We start from the raw sequence: 14,643 nt of genomic DNA, 5'->3' as shown, positions 1-14,643 counted from the left end.
GCCCCACGAACAGGGTAGGCAGCAGGGGTGACCTCCTCGATCGACCTGCGCCAGGTGTCCAAGCGCTGGGGCTGGATCCTCGCCGACGGCATCCTCGGGGTGATCGTCGGTCTGATCGCCCTCGTCTTTCCCATCGCCACCGTCCTGGTGCTGGCGATCTTCCTCGGGATCGGCCTGCTGATCTCCGGGGTCATCGAGGCGACCGTGGCGCTGCGCGTGCAGCACGGGGCGCCGGGACGGTGGTGGGTGGTCATCTTCGGCGTGATCACCGCGCTCGCCGGCATCCTGGTGATCTTCTTCCCGGGCACCGGTGTGACGATCATGGTCGTCGGCCTGCTGCTGTGGTTCCTCTTCGCGGGGATCAACGACCTGTTCGTCGCCGCCCGGTCGAAGGAGCACCGCGGCTGGAACATCGGGATGGGCGTGCTCGCCCTGCTCGCCGCCGTGATCCTGCTGTTCTCGCCGGGCGCGGCCGTCGGCACGATCGCACTGCTCGCCGGGTTCGGGTTCCTGCTGCGCGGCGCGTCCGAGATCGGTCTCGCCCTGAGCCTGCGCCGCGCCTCGCGCTGAGGCCGACCCGAACGGACGACCCCTCGACGGCGGCGATGTCCCTAGGGTCGAACGGCATGATCGACACCACCGGACTGCAGCACGTCGCCACCTTCTGCGGGCAGTGCAACTGCGGCTGCCCCGAGCTCTACCTCGACCCGGCCGCCGACGAGGAGCGCCGCGTCGTCATCACCGACGACTTCGGCCAGCGCATCCAGATGAGCCTCGGCCAGCTCGCCGACCTGGTCGCCGACGCCCGCAACGGGGTGCTCGACGCGGTGCTGGCGCAGGCCTGACCCTCCCTCGACCGGAACGAACGACCCGTTCGTTGCTTCTCGCTGCACGAACGGGTCGTTCGTTCCGATCCAGGGCTACGTCCCCCGCAGCTCCCGGCGCAGCAGCTTGCCGGTGACCGTCTTCGGCAGCTCGTCCCGCAGCTCGATCTGTCGCGGGTACTTGTAGGCCGACATGCGCTCCTTGCAGAAAGCGATGAGCTCGTCGGGCTCCACCGACTGCCCCGGGCGCAGCGAGACGAAGGCCTTCACCGTCTCGCCCCGGTACTCGTCGGGGACCCCGACGACGGCCGCCTCACGGACCGCCGGGTGCTCGTAGAGCACGTCCTCGACCTCACGCGGCCAGACCTTGTAGCCGCCCGCGTTGATCTGGTCCTTCTTGCGGTCGACGACGTAGAACCAGCCCTCGGCGTCCATGTACCCGACGTCGCCGGTCTTGAGCTCCACGACGCCGCCCGGCCCGCGCAGGGCCTTCTCGGTCTCCTCGGGCTTGCCCCAGTAGGCCGGCACGACCTGCGGGCCCCGGGTGACGATCTCCCCGACCTCGCCCACCTCGGCGTCCACCCCGTCGTCGCGCACGATCCGCACGACGGTGTCGAAGATCGGCACGCCCACCGACAGCGCCCCCGAGGTCTCGTCGACCGGCGCGGTGGCACCCAATGGCACCCCGTGCGACGGCGAGTTGGTCTCGGTGAGCCCGTAGAAGTTGTGGATGTAGTGCCCGAACTGGTCGGAGAACGCCTTCACCGTCGACGGCGGGATGGGCGCCCCGCCCGAGTACACCTTGACCATCGAGGACAGGGCGTCCCGGTCGGCCCCCGGCGCGTTCATCATCGCGATGAACACGGTGATCGAGCCGATCGAGAAGGTCGGCCGGTGCTCCCGGATGGCGTCGACGACGACGCCGGGCTCGAACCGGTAGGCCAGCACCAGCGGGCAGGGCAGCAGCAGCGCGATCGCCATGTGCCCCACCACGCCGGTGATGTGGAACAGCGGCGCCACCCCGAACACGGAGTCGTCGCGCCCGAGCTGGATCCAGTCCCGGTAGGTCTGCGCGTTGAACACGATGTTGGCGTGCGTGTTCATCGCGCCCTTGGGCGGACCCGTCGTCCCGCTCGTGTAGCCGAGGAAGGCCACGTCGTCGCCCGTGAGCGTCACCGGCTCGGGCGTCCGGCCGCGGAACTGGCCGAGCACCGTCGTCAGGTCCTCGGCCCCGTCGCAGTCGATGCGCTCCATGCCCGAGAAGAGGCGCTCGTCGTGCCGGCTCTGGAACTCCAGCGGCGACGTGGTGAACGCGGTGCGGACGCTCGTGTTCGGCACGACCTCGCCCGCGATCGACCACAGGTCCTCCTGGGAGACGATCGCCGTCGCCTCGCAGTCGGTGAGGATCGTGGTCAGCTCCCGCTGCCGCGACATCGGGTTGACGCTGACGACGATGCCGCCGGCCTTCCAGGTCCCCACCACGACGACGAGCACCTGCGGGATGTTCTGCAGGTAGGTCGCCAGCCGGTCGCCCTTCGCGAAGCCGCGCTCGACGAGGGCGACCGCGAACGCGTCGGACAGCTCGTCGAGCTCCCGCATCGTCAGGGTGCCGTCGAAGTAGCGGACGATCTCGCAGTCCGGGTCGCGCTCGACCGCGGCCCGGACCATGTCGAGCGCACTCGCGAACTCGATGGTGACCGCGCCGTGGTTGTAGTCGTCCCGGTACCGCGCGAGCCAGGGCTTCGACTCGTAGACGGAGCTCGATGGTCCAGCTCCGCCGCGCTGCGTGTCCGTGGCGCTCATCGGATGGCCACCGGGTTGACGGGCGAACCGGTGGCGCCGTGGATCTTCAGCGGGGCCGCGGTGTAGAGGAAGTCCCAGCGACCGTCGGCGGCACAGGCGTCGGCGAGGTCGTCGAGCCAGATGATCTCGGCGAGGCTCACCCCGAGGTTGCGCAGCAGCGACGCGTGCAGGGGCAGCAGCACCCCCGACTCCGGGTGCGCCGTGACCTCGTTGGCGATCGTGTCGGTGACGAGGTTCGGGATCTCCTTGGTCTGGAACCACTCCACGAGCTCACGGGAGTAGGTCAGGCCCGGCTCCACGAAGTTCTCGTAGAACTCCTCGGCGGGCGTCGCGTAGAAGTACTTGAGGAACCCGGTGCGGATCAGCACGACGTCCCGGTCCTCGATGGACGTCCCCTGCTTCGCCGCCGCCTCCTCGAGGTCGGTGTGGGTGAAGGTCTCGCCCTTGTCGAGCCAGTCCTTGCCGCGATGGCGGGCCATGTCGATCAGCACCCCGCGCCCGACGATGCCGCGCTCCGCGATCGGCAGCACCGACGCCCAGCTCATCTCCCCGCCGTTGGTCGTGTCGGCGGAGCGACCGTTCCACAGCGTGTCGTCATACCAGGCGTGGCCCAGCGCGTCGTACTGCGACGAGCCCTGCAGGAAGATCTCGGCCTTGTCGTCGCTGGCCCGGAGCCCGCCGGGGAAGGACGGGCCGTTCCCGGACTCGAAGAGCTCCTGGTCCCACACCATCTCGCGCTTGATGCCCTCGCGGCCCGGGAAGACCGGGTCGCCGTGCGGGTGTCCCATCGGGCACTGGAGCGTGAACACCTGGCCCGACCGCACGCTCGACACCCCCCGCAGCACCTGGGCGGCGTCGAGGTAGTTCAGGGAACCGACCTGGTCGTCGTCGCCCCACTTGCCCCAGTTCTTCGGGGGGTTGTCCCCGAGCAGTTCGGCCATCGAGGGTGCGTCGGCCATCGTCTGTCTCCTCGTCGTCGAGTGCGTGACCCGGGTCTCACGGTGCCATGCGCATGCGACGGCGGGAAGCGAGGAGAGGGATGGATTCGATCTTCTCCGCGGTCAGCTCCTCCCAGACGATCCGGGGGTCGTGACGGGATTCGTGACGACAGGCGTGGGTGCGTTCGGGCGTGATCACGAGGTCGAGGGCGACGTCGTGGTCGACGGTCGGGATCGCGTCCACCACCTGGAGCTCGTGGACGGTCGTGACGACGGGGGTGTCGGCCGTGACGAGGCCCGCGGCGAAGGCGATCGCGTACTCCAGGTCCGAGAAGCCACCGCCCTTCCCGAGCCGCGCGCCGCCCTCGGTGACCGCCACGCAGCCGGCGACGACGAGGTCGACCGGCTCCAGGTCCTCCACCGCGACCGTGCGTCCCGCGGCGGTCGCGCCCTTGATCGACGACGCCTGGCGCGGGGTGCGGCCGCCGAGGTCGTCGGGGTCGAGGAGGAAGAAGGGGTTCGCATCGGCGAGGCGCGGCACCGCCATGTACACGGTCTTCCCGTCCTCGAGCGCGCGCTGACGGACCGGCCACTGGGCGGAGTCCGGGTTGCACTTGATCGTGCGGGCGTTCCGCCAGACGTCGCTGTCCCGGAGCCGCTCGGCGGCCTGCTCGGCCCCCACGAAGTTCGGGATCCGGTTGCGGGCGCCCGGGAACCGGGCCTGCTTCTCCTCGGACAGACGCGCCCACACCTGCTCGCGCAGCTCCTGCTTCGCGGCGAGCGTCTCGGCGTCCCCACCGGCGTCGTGGTCGTGACGGGCCTTCGGCATGCCCGGTAGGTGCCTCCGGCCTGTGAGTACTAATCCGTGTCAGGACACGGATTAGTACTCACGGGCCGGAGGCACCCCCTGCGATGAGCATTCCGACGACGTCCCTGCCCGACGGCACCCCGGTCCCGGTCCTCGGCGCCGGGACCTGGCACTACGCGGAGGACCCGACCCGACGTCGGGACGAGATCGCCACGCTGCACGCGGCCCTCGACACCGGGATCACGCTGATCGACACGGCCGAGATGTACGCCGACGGCGGGTCCCAGGAGCTGGTCGGCGAGGCGCTCGCCGGGCGGCGGGACGAGGCGTTCGTGGTGGACAAGGTGCTGCCCTCGAACGCGTCCCGCCGCGGGACGGTCGAGGCCGCCGAGCGGGCGCTGCAGCGGCTGCGGACCGACCGGATCGACCTGTACCTGCTGCACTGGCGCGGGCGGCACCCGCTCGCCGAGACCGTCACCGCGTTCGAGGAGCTGCGGGCCGCGGGGAAGATCCGAGCCTGGGGTGTCAGCAACCTCGACACCGACGACCTGGAGGAGCTGGTCGGGCTCGAGGCGGGACGGGCCGTCGCGACCGACCAGATCCTCTACAACCCCACCCGCCGCGGCCCGGAGTACGACCTGCTGCCCTGGTGCGCCGAGCACGGTGTCCCGGTCATGGCCTACTCCCCCGTCGAGCAGGGCCGGCTCCTGCACGAGGCCGCTCTGCGCGCCGTCGCGGACCGGCACGACGCCACGCCCGCCCAGGTCGCCCTGGCGTGGGTGCTCCGCCGGCCGGGCACGATCGCGATCCCGAAGACGTCGACCCCGCAGCGGATCACCGAGAACCGCGGCGCCCTCGACGTCCGGCTGACCGACGAGGACCTCGCCGAACTCGACCGCGCCTTCCCGCCGCCGACCCGCAAGCGGGCCCTCGAACTGCTCTGACCCTGCTCCGAGCCGCTCCTACAGCAGGGAGGCGTCCATCCCGCCGTCGAGCACGAGCCCGCTGCCCGTGCACCACGACGACCGCTCGGAGGCGAGGAACAGCGCCGCCTCCGCCACCTCGGCCGGCGTCCCGTAGCGGCCCTGCTTCTGGGCGATGAGCTGGTCGAAGCCGCCTTCGGGGAGCCCGAGTGCCGCCTCGAAGCCGGGGCGGGCCGCCGTGACGAGGTCGGTGTCGATGAAGCCGGGGAGCACCGTGTTCACGCGGACGCCCTCCGGGCGGAGCTCGAGCGCCGCGGTCTTCGTCAGGTTGACCACGGCCGCCTTGGCCGCCGCGTAGTGCCCGATCAGCGGGGAACCCGCGTTCGCCGTGATCGAGCCGATCGTGACGATGCTGCCCCCGCCCGCCGCGATGATCGCCGGCGCCGCGTAGCGCAGGGCCAGGAACACGCCGTCGAGGTTGACCGAGAGCACCTCCCGCCAGGCGGCGAGGTCCATGTGCAGCAGCGGGAGCGGGGCGCCGATGCCGGCGTTCGGCACCATCACGTGCAGCGCCCCGAACTGCTCGACCGTCCGGTCCACGAGCGCCGACACCTGCTCCTCGGACCGGACGTCGCACTCGACGGCCAGCGCCTTCGGCAGGAAGTCCGCCACGGAGCGGGCGGCGTCGCCGTCGATGTCGGACACGACGACGCTCGCCCCGGCCTCCGCGAAGCGCGTGGCGATGGCCCGCCCCAGTCCCTTGCCGGCGCCGGTGACGACGGCGACCCTGCCGTCGAGCTCAGTGGACATCTCGCTCCTCCGCTCGGGGCGCGACGTCGCCGCGCGCGGAGAACCCTAGGAGCCGGCCTGTGACGCGGGCCATAGTCCGTCGTCATGAACCTCCCGTCCCGGCTTGTGCCCGCAGCACAGGAGGCCCAACACCTACCGGCGAGTAGCCGAGCGTGCTTCGATCGGGCCATGGCGCCCACCCACGTCGTCGCGAACCAGGCTCCCGACCTCGTCGGCTTCGACGCGGCGGCCGACCCTCCCCTGCTCGAGGCGCTCGAGCGCGAGGGCGCCGGCTGGGCGCTGGACGACGTGCACGAGACGGGACGGCGGGTCGGCAGCGCCGAGGTCCGCGAGTGGGCGGACGCCGCGCACCGCAACGAGCCGCGCCTGCGTACGCACGACCGGTTCGGGTTCCGCGTCGACGAGGTCGACTACGACCCCGGCTACCACGCCCTGCTCGGCGAGGCGGTGTCCCGCGGGTTCGCCGGCGCCGTGTGGGAGGGCCGGCCGGGGCAGCACGTGGCCCGGGCGGCAGGCTTCCTCGTGTGGTCGCAGGCCGAGGCCGGCCACGGCTGTCCGGTGTCGATGACGCACGCCGTCGTCCCGGCGCTGCGGGTCGCCCCCGAGCTGTTCGCGCAGTACGGGCCGGGGCTGATGTCGCGGGCCTACCAGCCGGGGCTCGCCGACCCGTCGTCGAAGACCGGCCTGCTCGCGGGCATGGGGATGACCGAGAAGCAGGGCGGCTCGGACGTCCGCACCAACACGACGACGGCCACCCCGAACGCCGACGGCAGCTACTCCCTCACCGGGCACAAGTGGTTCACCTCGGCCCCGATGTGCGACGTGTTCCTGGTCCTCGCGCAGACCGGCGGGGCGAGCGGAGCGACGGGGTCCGGGGGCGGAGCGGGCGTGACCTGTTTCCTCGTGCCGCGGATCCTCCCCGACGGCACGCGCAACCCGTTCGCGATCCAGCGACTGAAGGACAAGCTCGGCAACCGCTCGAACGCCTCGTCGGAGCCGGAGTTCGACGGGACGATCGGGTTCCGGGTCGGCGACGAGGGCCGCGGGGTCCGGACGATCATCGAGATGGTCGCCTGTACCCGGCTCGACAACGCGCTGGGCTCCGCCGCCGGGATGCGCGACGCGGTCCGCCGGGCCGTCTGGCACGCGCGGCACCGGTCGGCGTTCGGGTCCGCCCTGATCGACAAGCCCCTGATGCGGGCGGTGCTCGCGGACCTGACGGTGGAGTCGGAGGCGGCGGTCGCCCTGTCGATGCGGCTCGCCGGGGCCCAGGACCGCGCCGCGACCGACGAGCACGAGGCCGCCTTCCGGCGCATCGGCGTCACGCTCGGCAAGTACTGGATCTGCAAGCGCCAGACGGCCGTGGTCGGCGAGGCGCTGGAGTGCCTGGGCGGGAACGGGTTCGTCGAGGAGTCGGGGATGCCGCGGCTGTTCCGCGAGTCGCCGCTGAACTCGATCTGGGAGGGCTCGGGCAACGTGAACGCCCTCGACCTGCTCCGGGTCCTGTCCCGCGAGCCGGCCGCCGTCGAGGCGTACCGGGCCGAGGTCGAGCTCGCCGCCGGCGCCGACCACCGGCTCGACGCGGCGTGGAAGGCGGTCCAGGACGACCTCCGCGACGTCGCCGAGGACCGCGCCCGCTGGCTCGCGGAGCGGCTGGCGATCGTGCTGCAGGGGTCGCTGCTGGTCCGGCACGCGCCAGCTGCCGTGGCGGACGCGTTCGTCGGGTCCCGGGTCGCCGGTGAGCACGGCGCGGCCTTCGGCACGCTCCCCCGCGGCGTCGATGTCGACGGGATCCTCACCCGGGTGCCCCTCGGCTGATCCTTCCCGACGGCGGGACGGTGCGGGGTCCGTGCGCAGCGGGCCCGGCCGGCCGGCCCGCTCGTGATCAACGGGGGCACAGCGTCGTCAGCCGCCCCATGGGACTGCACTGAGCGCCCGCTCGACAGGCATCCAGCGGGTGCGCCCGTCGCGCGGCCGCGTCGCGCCCCCATGATCACGTCGAGTGGACCGTCATGGCTGTTTCGACGATCGACATCAGCCATGTGCGTCCACTCGACGTGATCGTGGACGCGGCGACCGGCGTCGTCGCCCCGTTGCGAACGGCCTCAGGAAGCCGCCCGGTGCGACGGTGGAGCGGGCACTCGAAGATCCCGACTTCGGTGGCGACACGCGCAAGTCCTGCTGCGACACGCCACCGACGTTCGGATCTTCACCCGCCGACCGGTCCGCGCCGCTCACACGGACGAGATCGCATGAGCTCCTGCCGCCGGGAAGGCCGAGCCACCGCACCCCGTCGAACGCGGCCGGCACCGGAGCGTGTGCGGGACGCAACGCCCGCGCAGGCGAGCACGACACCCGCCCACCGTGCGCGCGACGCAACGCCAGCTCCCACGAGGACGCCCCCACCCACCGTGCGCGCCGCGAAACGCCCACACACCCGAGGACGACCCGCGCCGACCGCGGCGCGACGCACAGCCACCGCGGACGGAGCCACCACGAACCCGCCGTCGGGAAGTTCCGCGAACGGCCCGACGGCACTAGCGTTCCGCGCACCATGAGTGAGCTGCTGCCCGGTGTCGAGGCCGGCACCGTCGACGCCCGTATCCGCATCCACCACCTCACGTCGGGCCCGGCGGACGGTGAGCCGGTCGTGCTGGTGCACGGCAACCTGTCGACGGGCCGGTTCTTCGAGCACCTGATGAGCCCGGCGAGCGACCGCTTCCGGTTCCTCGCGCCCGACATGCGGGGCTTCGGGCGTACCGAGCCGGCCCCGATCGACGCGACACGCGGGCTCGGCGACTGGGCCGACGACCTCGTGTCCTATCTCGACAGGCTGGGGATCGAGCGCCCGCACCTCGTCGGGTGGTCGACGGCGGGGGCGGCGATCGCGCTGGTGGCGCGGCAGCGGCCGGTCGCGAGCCTGCTCTTCCTCGACCCGGTCAGCCCGCACGGTTACGGCGGCACCCACCCCGACGGGCGCCCCTGCTTCGACGACTACGCGGGCTCCGGGGCAGGCGTGGCCAACCAGCAGTTCGTGGCGAAGCTGCGCGAGGGCGACCGGTCGGGCGACGAGGCGCTGAGCCCGCGCAACGTCATGACCGGCACCTACTGGTCACCGGACTTCCGTCTGCCGCAGGAGCGGGAGGACCTGCTCCTCGACGAGATCCTGCTGTCGCAGATCGGCGACGACGGCTACCCGGGTGACTCCACGACCTCGACGAACTGGCCCGGTGCGGCGCCCGGTACGCGGGGCCTGCTCAACGCGCTCTCGCCGAAGTACTGCGACTGGTCGTGGCTGCCGGAGCTCGACCCGAAGCCCCCGGTGCTGTGGACGCACGGGACGCGGGACGTGGTGGTGGCCGACGGCTCGATGCTGGAGCTCGGCACGCTCGGGCAGGCCGGGATCGTGCCGGGGTGGCCGGGCGCCGACACCTTCCCGCCGCAGCCGATGGTCAGCCAGATCCGCGACGTCCTGGAGCGCTACGAGCAGGCGGGCGGCCGGGCGCGGACCGAGATGTTCCCCGAGTCCGGCCACGGACCCCACGTCGACGCCGCCGAGCGCTGGCTGCAGATCGCGACGGAGTTCTGGGCGAGTGCGTGACTCCCGGGAGAAGATCACGGTGGTCGTCGCGGACGACCACGAGATGTACCGCGACGGCGTGGTGCGGGCGCTGGTGGGCAGCGGGTGGATCGACGTCGTCGGGGAGGCCGACGACGGCGAGGCCGCCTTCGCCGCGATCGTCGAGCACCGGCCCGACGTCGCCCTGGTCGACCACCGGATGCCCGGGATCGACGGCACCGAGATCGTCCGGCGGGCCGCCCGGGACGGGCTGACCACGCGCATCGTCGTGCTCTCCGCGTTCACCGACCCGAACCTCGTGTACGGCGCCCTCGAGGAGGGGGCGGCGGGCTACCTGCCGAAAGAGACCCGGCGTCGGGAACTGGTCGAGGCCGTGCGGAAGGCGGCCGACGGGGGCACCGTGCTGCCCGCCGAACTCGCGGCGGGGCTGGCCGGGGAGATCCGGCACCGGCGCAGCGACCGTGGGCCGGTGCTCTCCGAGCGCGAGACCGAGATCCTGCGGCTGATGGCCCAGGGGCTCACCACGCCGGCGATCGCCAAGCAGCTGTTCGTCGCGCCCAGCACCGTGAAGACCCACGTGCAGCGGATGTACGAGAAGCTCGAGGTCACCGAGCGGGCGGCCGCGGTGGCCGAGGCGATGCGGCGCGGGCTGCTGGAGTGAGCACCCCGGCCGAACGGGCGCTCGCGCAGTTCCAGGCCGAGGCGTCGCGGACGACGAGCCTGCTGCGCTTCGGGCTCGTGGTCCTGCTCGGGGTGACCGGGGGCCTGGACCAGAACCGGGTCGAGGGGCTCGCGTTCTGGCTGGTGCTGGCCGGGTACGGCGCGTTCGCGGTCGGCTGGTTCACCAAGGTGACGCGGCGGCCCGTCTCCCCGACGACGGGGCTGATCGCGACCTCGCTGGACCTCCTCGCCGTCACCGTGCTGTCGCTCCTCGCCGGAGGGGGCGGCACCCTGCCGACGCTGTCCTACGTCGTCATCCCGGTCATGGCCGCGTTCCGGTACCGGCCGGCCCTGTCGGCGGGGGTCGGGATCGCGACGATCGGCTCGTTCGTCCTCACCGCCGCGATCGAGCGCCCGGCGATCGAGACGACGACGCTCGCCGCCGAGGCCGTGGTGCTGGCGATCGTCGCGGTGGCGACCTTCCTGCTCTCGGTGGTGCTCGCGCGCCGGGCCGTCCGCATCCGGGCCCTGCTCGCCGACGCCGACGCGCTGACCGCCCAGGTGCTCGACGCCGAGGCCCGCGAACGACGACGGCTCGCCGAGGACCTGCACGACCACGCGCTGCAGACCCTGCTCGTCGCCGGCCAGGAACTCGACGAGCTGGACGGCGCCGAGGCCGCCGACGAGGCGTTGCGGGCGGGCATCCGCGAGATCCGCGAGGTCGTGTTCGCCCTGCACCCCTACGTGCTCGACGAGGCGGGGCTGGTGGTCGCGGTCCGACGCGTCGCGGAGCGGGCGGCGACGCAGGGCCGGTTCGCGGTGACCGTCGAGGGCCAGCCGCTGCCGGCCGGCCCGCACGACCGGCTCCTCTTCGGCGTGGCCCGCGAACTGCTCACCAACGTCGCCAAGCACGCGAAGGCGGAGCACGTGACCGTGGCCCTGCACGACGGACCCGAGGGCCGGACGCTCGAGGTCGCCGACGACGGGATCGGCATCGACCGCTCGGTGCTCGCCGGGCGGCTGGCCGACGGGCACATCGGGCTGGCGTCGACCCGCGCCCGCGTCGAGGGCGTCGGCGGGCGCTTCACCCTGGACACGACGACGCCGGGGACCCGGACCGTGGTCCGTGTCCCCGGCGAGGTGCCGCCCGTTCCCGGTGCCTAGTGGCGGGGCATGGTGTCGACGCGGTCCCGGTCCTGACGCCGGGCCTCGACGTCGCGGTCGGCCTGGCGTCCCCGTCCCAGGGCGTAGGCCCCGCCGCCGAGCAGCACGATCGCGCCCGCCGCGCTGAGCGCCCACGGCAGGACGTCGGAACCGGTCGTGTCGGTGATCGCGGCGGCGTCGCTGCTCTGCGTTGCCGTTCCCGACGACGAGCCGTGCCCCGAGGTGTGCGTCCCGGTGCCGGTGCCGCCGTGGTGGGCCGGGACCGGGGTCCCGCCCGCGACCGTCAGCTTCGCGCTCACGGTGCCCGCCGAGGAGGACGCCGTCACGGTGTAGGTGCCGGGCTTCGCGCTCGAGGCGATCGTGGCCGACCCGGAGAACGCCGTCGGGTCGGTGCGGGTCATCGTCGCGCCGCCCGCGAAGGCCGACGAGGAGACGCTGATGGCCCCGGTCCCCGTGGTGGGCGTGGCGACCGTGCCGGAGAACGTGATCCGCTGACCGGGCTGGACCGAGGAGGCCGACAGCATCAGCGTGCCGGGCTCGGAGACCGCCGAGACCACGCTGCTGGTGGCGGTGACCGGGGTGACGGTGTCGGCCAGGGCGATGCCGGTGCCGGCGAAGGTCAGGGAGCCGGCGACGAGGGTGGCGGCGGCGATCCGGGTGAGGCGCATGACGTGCTCCCGAGGGGGTGAGGGAGGTGGTGCGGGGAGCGTCCGGGTGGGGCGTTCTCCGTGCTGATGGGGAGAACTCTGCCGCCGCGGCCAGGCCCGTTCCGTCCCCCGGACGACCGTTCCCGGGGACGACAGGACCGTCCCCCGACGAGGGGACAGTTAGGCAGTCGATCATGCCGAGCGCGACACCCGGCGTCGTCGCACTCGTCATGATCAACTGCCTGGCGCCCTGATGGGGATGCGAGTCCCGGGGCCCCGCGCGCCCGGCTGACCAGCCACACCCGCCGTCGGGAAAGACGAGTTGAAGCCGACCCGTGCGACGTGTGAGCGTCGTGCCATGACCGCCGACGCCGTCCCGGCCCCGTTCCCCACGCGGTTCCGCGGCGCCCCGGACCGCAACGCCCGGATCGCGCGCCCGCTGGCCGTGCTGGGCCGGGTCCGGGTGGTCGACGAGGGCCTGGTCGACGAGATCGGGCGGCGGATGATGCTGCGCGACGAGGTCGGGGCCGCCCTCGCGGCAGCGATGCGACCCGAGGCGCGGCCGCGGGTGACGATGGCGGACCTCGGCCGGGCGCTCGAGCACGGGGTCGGGGCGACCGACCCGCCGGCGCTGCGGGCCTTCGTCCGGGAGCTGGAGCGCGAGCCGGAGTGGCTGGACCGGGACCTGCTGGAGCGCGGGGCCGCGGTCTACCGGCGGCTCGGCTCGACGCGGGACGACGTGCTCCTCGCCCTCGCGCTCATCGGCGGCTACCGCTACGAGGGGCCGGCGGACCTGCTGACGGCCACGGGCGGGTTGACCGGACGGCGGGCGATGCGACGGCTGGGCGAGACGCTGGTGTGGGGTCGGGCGGTGAGCGCGCCCGGCGGGATGGCGCACGGTGGGGAGGGCTTCCGGCTCACCGCGCACGTGCGGGCGATGCACGCGGTGGTCGACGACCGGTTCGAGCGCTCGGGCACCTGGGACACGGCCCGCTTCGGACGGCCGGTCAACCGGAGCGACCTGGCCGGGACGCTCGCCCTGTTCAGCGCCACGGCGATGCTCGGCGCGCGCGTCCTCGGGCGGCGGATTTCGCGTGCCGAGTCCGATGCGGTCATGCACCTGTGGCGCTACGTCGGGTTCCTGCTGGGCGTCGACGAGGACTGGCTGTTCACCACCGAGCGCGCCCAGCACGCGTTCGACCACCACCTCCTGCTCGCCCAGGGCGGGCCCACGCCGGCCGGGGTGGAGCTCACGACGGCGCTGGTCGAGGGCCAGCGCACCAAGCACGGCGGGGGGCTGCGGGGCTGGGCTGCGTTGAAGGGGTGGTACTCCCGACGCCGGGTCCTCGGGCACCTCCGGCTCTTCCTCGGCCGCGAGGGGCTGCGCGACCTCGGGCAGCCCGTCGTCGTGCCGTGGACGCTGGTGCCGCAGGTGACGCGCAACCTCGTGGAGTCGTGGATGGTCGCGCGGTGGGCGCCCGGCCGGCGGTGGCTGGAGCGGCGCTCGGACGCCGGTGTCGACGCCGAGCTGGCACTGCTCCTCGGGTCACGGCGCTCGTTGGCACCGGTGGACTAGTCGGTGCCACCGGTTGCCCGCGCCCCGTTCCGAGCGAGCGGCACGTTCGCAACATCTATGTGCGCGAGAGTGCCGTTCGTTCCGAAGCGGGATCACTCGAACCGCGGCGGCCGCTTCTCGGCGAAGGCGGTGAACGCCTCCTGGAGGTCGGCGCTGGGCAGGAACGCCGCGTTCCACGCCGCCACGTAGCGCAGGCCGGCCTCGACCCGGGGCGCCCGCTCGGCGTCGAGGACGTCCTTGATGCCGCGGGTGACCAGCGGGGAGTTGGCGGCCATCCGGCCGGCAAGCTCGAGAGCGGCGCCCTGGAGCTCGTCCTCCGTGGCGTAGGTGCGGTTGACCAGGTTCATCCGCTCGGCGTCGGCGGCGGGGACGTCGTCGCCGGTCAGCGCGAGCTCGCGGAGGTGCCCGTCGCCGACGATGCCGACGAGGCGCTGCAGCGAGCCGATGTCGGCGACCATCGCCATCCGCACCTCGCGGACCGAGAACAGGGCGTCGGCGCTGGCCAGGCGCACGTCGCAGGCGGTCACGAGGTCGACGCCACCGCCGACGCACCACCCCTGGATCGCGGCGACGGTCGGGGTCCGGCAGTCGGCGACCGACGTGATCGAACCCTGGAGCTCGCGGACGTGGCGCAGGAACCACTCGCGGTTCTTCGCGCTCGGGTCGCCCAGCACCCCGCCGAGCGAGCCGGCCGCGGCCTGCAGGTCCAGCCCGTAGGAGAACCGGCCGTCGGCGCCGGTGATCACGATCGCGCGGGTGTCGGGGTCGGCGTCGAGCGCCGCCATCACGCGGGGCAGCTCGGCGAAGAAGGTCGGCGACATCGCGCGCGCGATGAGCGAGACCCGGGCGACGTGCTCGGCGGGCCGGTCGACGGCGAGGGTCTCGAGCGTGTCGGGCAGCGTGCTCATGG

The 14,643-nt window shown here is 73.0% G+C and carries 14 protein-coding genes; 8 read left to right on the top strand and 6 right to left on the bottom strand.

What is annotated here, in order from left to right; genetic code table 11:
• The first annotated feature begins 27 nt into the window (after positions 1–27).
• Entirely contained in the window at positions 28–570 is a 543-nt protein-coding gene (locus tag BJ983_RS04325; protein WP_179792684.1) for a DUF308 domain-containing protein, read from the top strand.
• 56 nt (positions 571–626) lie between these two features.
• Positions 627–845, top strand: a complete 219-nt coding sequence (locus BJ983_RS04320) for a hypothetical protein (RefSeq protein WP_179792683.1) — start codon at positions 627–629, stop codon at positions 843–845.
• A gap of 75 nt (positions 846–920) precedes the next feature.
• Here BJ983_RS04320 and BJ983_RS04315 read toward each other — a convergent pair whose 3' ends face one another.
• The 3 genes from BJ983_RS04315 to BJ983_RS04305 are packed head-to-tail and all read right to left on the bottom strand — an operon-like array spanning position 921 to position 4,394.
• The gene (locus tag BJ983_RS04315) at positions 921–2,627 is read right to left on the bottom strand and encodes a class I adenylate-forming enzyme family protein (RefSeq protein WP_179792682.1); all 1,707 of its coding nucleotides are present in this window, start codon (positions 2,625–2,627) and stop codon (positions 921–923) included.
• Positions 2,624–3,586, bottom strand: a complete 963-nt coding sequence (locus tag BJ983_RS04310) for a cyclase family protein (RefSeq protein WP_179792681.1) — start codon at positions 3,584–3,586, stop codon at positions 2,624–2,626. The genes BJ983_RS04315 and BJ983_RS04310 overlap by 4 nt, the downstream gene beginning before the upstream one ends.
• 37 nt (positions 3,587–3,623) lie before the next feature.
• Positions 3,624–4,394, bottom strand: a complete 771-nt coding sequence (locus tag BJ983_RS04305) for a 5-formyltetrahydrofolate cyclo-ligase (protein ID WP_179792680.1) — start codon at positions 4,392–4,394, stop codon at positions 3,624–3,626.
• A gap of 83 nt (positions 4,395–4,477) precedes the next feature.
• Between BJ983_RS04305 and BJ983_RS04300 the strand changes: the two genes are divergently transcribed.
• Entirely contained in the window at positions 4,478–5,317 is an 840-nt protein-coding gene (locus BJ983_RS04300; protein WP_179792679.1) for an aldo/keto reductase, read from the top strand.
• 18 nt (positions 5,318–5,335) lie between these two features.
• Here BJ983_RS04300 and BJ983_RS04295 read toward each other — a convergent pair whose 3' ends face one another.
• Positions 5,336–6,106, bottom strand: a complete 771-nt coding sequence (locus BJ983_RS04295; protein ID WP_179792678.1) for an SDR family NAD(P)-dependent oxidoreductase — start codon at positions 6,104–6,106, stop codon at positions 5,336–5,338.
• A gap of 168 nt (positions 6,107–6,274) precedes the next feature.
• On the opposite strand from BJ983_RS04295, the gene BJ983_RS04290 reads away from it, so the two are divergent.
• The 4 genes from BJ983_RS04290 (at position 6,275) to BJ983_RS04275 (ending at position 11,510) form a co-directional block, all read left to right on the top strand.
• Positions 6,275–7,924, top strand: coding sequence for an acyl-CoA dehydrogenase family protein (locus BJ983_RS04290; RefSeq protein WP_179792677.1), 1,650 nt, complete (start codon positions 6,275–6,277; stop codon positions 7,922–7,924).
• Between the two features lie 736 nt (positions 7,925–8,660).
• Positions 8,661–9,707, top strand: a complete 1,047-nt coding sequence (locus BJ983_RS04285; protein ID WP_179792676.1) for an alpha/beta fold hydrolase — start codon at positions 8,661–8,663, stop codon at positions 9,705–9,707.
• Positions 9,700–10,347, top strand: coding sequence for a response regulator (locus tag BJ983_RS32075; RefSeq protein ID WP_179792675.1), 648 nt, complete (start codon positions 9,700–9,702; stop codon positions 10,345–10,347). The genes BJ983_RS04285 and BJ983_RS32075 overlap by 8 nt, the downstream gene beginning before the upstream one ends.
• Positions 10,344–11,510, top strand: coding sequence for an ATP-binding protein (locus BJ983_RS04275; protein WP_179792674.1), 1,167 nt, complete (start codon positions 10,344–10,346; stop codon positions 11,508–11,510). The genes BJ983_RS32075 and BJ983_RS04275 overlap by 4 nt, the downstream gene beginning before the upstream one ends.
• Here BJ983_RS04275 and BJ983_RS04270 read toward each other — a convergent pair.
• The gene (locus BJ983_RS04270) at positions 11,507–12,178 is read right to left on the bottom strand and encodes a hypothetical protein (protein ID WP_179792673.1); all 672 of its coding nucleotides are present in this window, start codon (positions 12,176–12,178) and stop codon (positions 11,507–11,509) included. The two genes, BJ983_RS04275 and BJ983_RS04270, sit on opposite strands and share 4 nt — an antisense overlap.
• Positions 12,179–12,515: 337 nt before the next feature.
• Here BJ983_RS04270 and BJ983_RS04265 point away from each other — a divergent pair, with 337 nt between their 5' ends.
• Positions 12,516–13,733 (top strand): oxygenase MpaB family protein, encoded by a 1,218-nt coding sequence (locus BJ983_RS04265; protein WP_179792672.1) that lies wholly within the window; start codon positions 12,516–12,518, stop codon positions 13,731–13,733.
• A 92-nt stretch (positions 13,734–13,825) separates the two neighbouring features.
• Here the strand turns inward: BJ983_RS04265 and BJ983_RS04260 are convergent, their stop codons facing one another.
• Entirely contained in the window at positions 13,826–14,641 is an 816-nt protein-coding gene (locus BJ983_RS04260; RefSeq protein ID WP_179792671.1) for a crotonase/enoyl-CoA hydratase family protein, read from the bottom strand.
• Between the last annotated feature and the right edge of the window lie 2 nt (positions 14,642–14,643).

The sequence above is a fragment of the Actinomycetospora corticicola genome (genome assembly GCF_013409505.1).
In the GTDB taxonomy this organism is placed as follows: Bacteria; Actinomycetota; Actinomycetes; order Mycobacteriales; family Pseudonocardiaceae; genus Actinomycetospora; species Actinomycetospora corticicola.
Note: the sequence above shows the minus strand (reverse complement) of the source record. Positions and strands in the feature narration are given on the sequence as shown.

Coding starts and splice junctions, on each gene's coding strand:
- BJ983_RS04320 (WP_179792683.1), top strand. CDS start 627: ATGATCGACACCACCGGACTGCAGCACGTCGCCACCTTCTGCGGGCAG.
- BJ983_RS04315 (WP_179792682.1), bottom strand. CDS start 2,627: ATGAGCGCCACGGACACGCAGCGCGGCGGAGCTGGACCATCGAGCTCC.
- BJ983_RS04310 (WP_179792681.1), bottom strand. CDS start 3,586: ATGGCCGACGCACCCTCGATGGCCGAACTGCTCGGGGACAACCCCCCG.
- BJ983_RS04305 (WP_179792680.1), bottom strand. CDS start 4,394: ATGCCGAAGGCCCGTCACGACCACGACGCCGGTGGGGACGCCGAGACG.
- BJ983_RS04300 (WP_179792679.1), top strand. CDS start 4,478: ATGAGCATTCCGACGACGTCCCTGCCCGACGGCACCCCGGTCCCGGTC.
- BJ983_RS04295 (WP_179792678.1), bottom strand. CDS start 6,106: ATGTCCACTGAGCTCGACGGCAGGGTCGCCGTCGTCACCGGCGCCGGC.
- BJ983_RS04290 (WP_179792677.1), top strand. CDS start 6,275: ATGGCGCCCACCCACGTCGTCGCGAACCAGGCTCCCGACCTCGTCGGC.
- BJ983_RS04285 (WP_179792676.1), top strand. CDS start 8,661: ATGAGTGAGCTGCTGCCCGGTGTCGAGGCCGGCACCGTCGACGCCCGT.
- BJ983_RS04270 (WP_179792673.1), bottom strand. CDS start 12,178: ATGCGCCTCACCCGGATCGCCGCCGCCACCCTCGTCGCCGGCTCCCTG.
- BJ983_RS04265 (WP_179792672.1), top strand. CDS start 12,516: ATGACCGCCGACGCCGTCCCGGCCCCGTTCCCCACGCGGTTCCGCGGC.
- BJ983_RS04260 (WP_179792671.1), bottom strand. CDS start 14,641: ATGAGCACGCTGCCCGACACGCTCGAGACCCTCGCCGTCGACCGGCCC.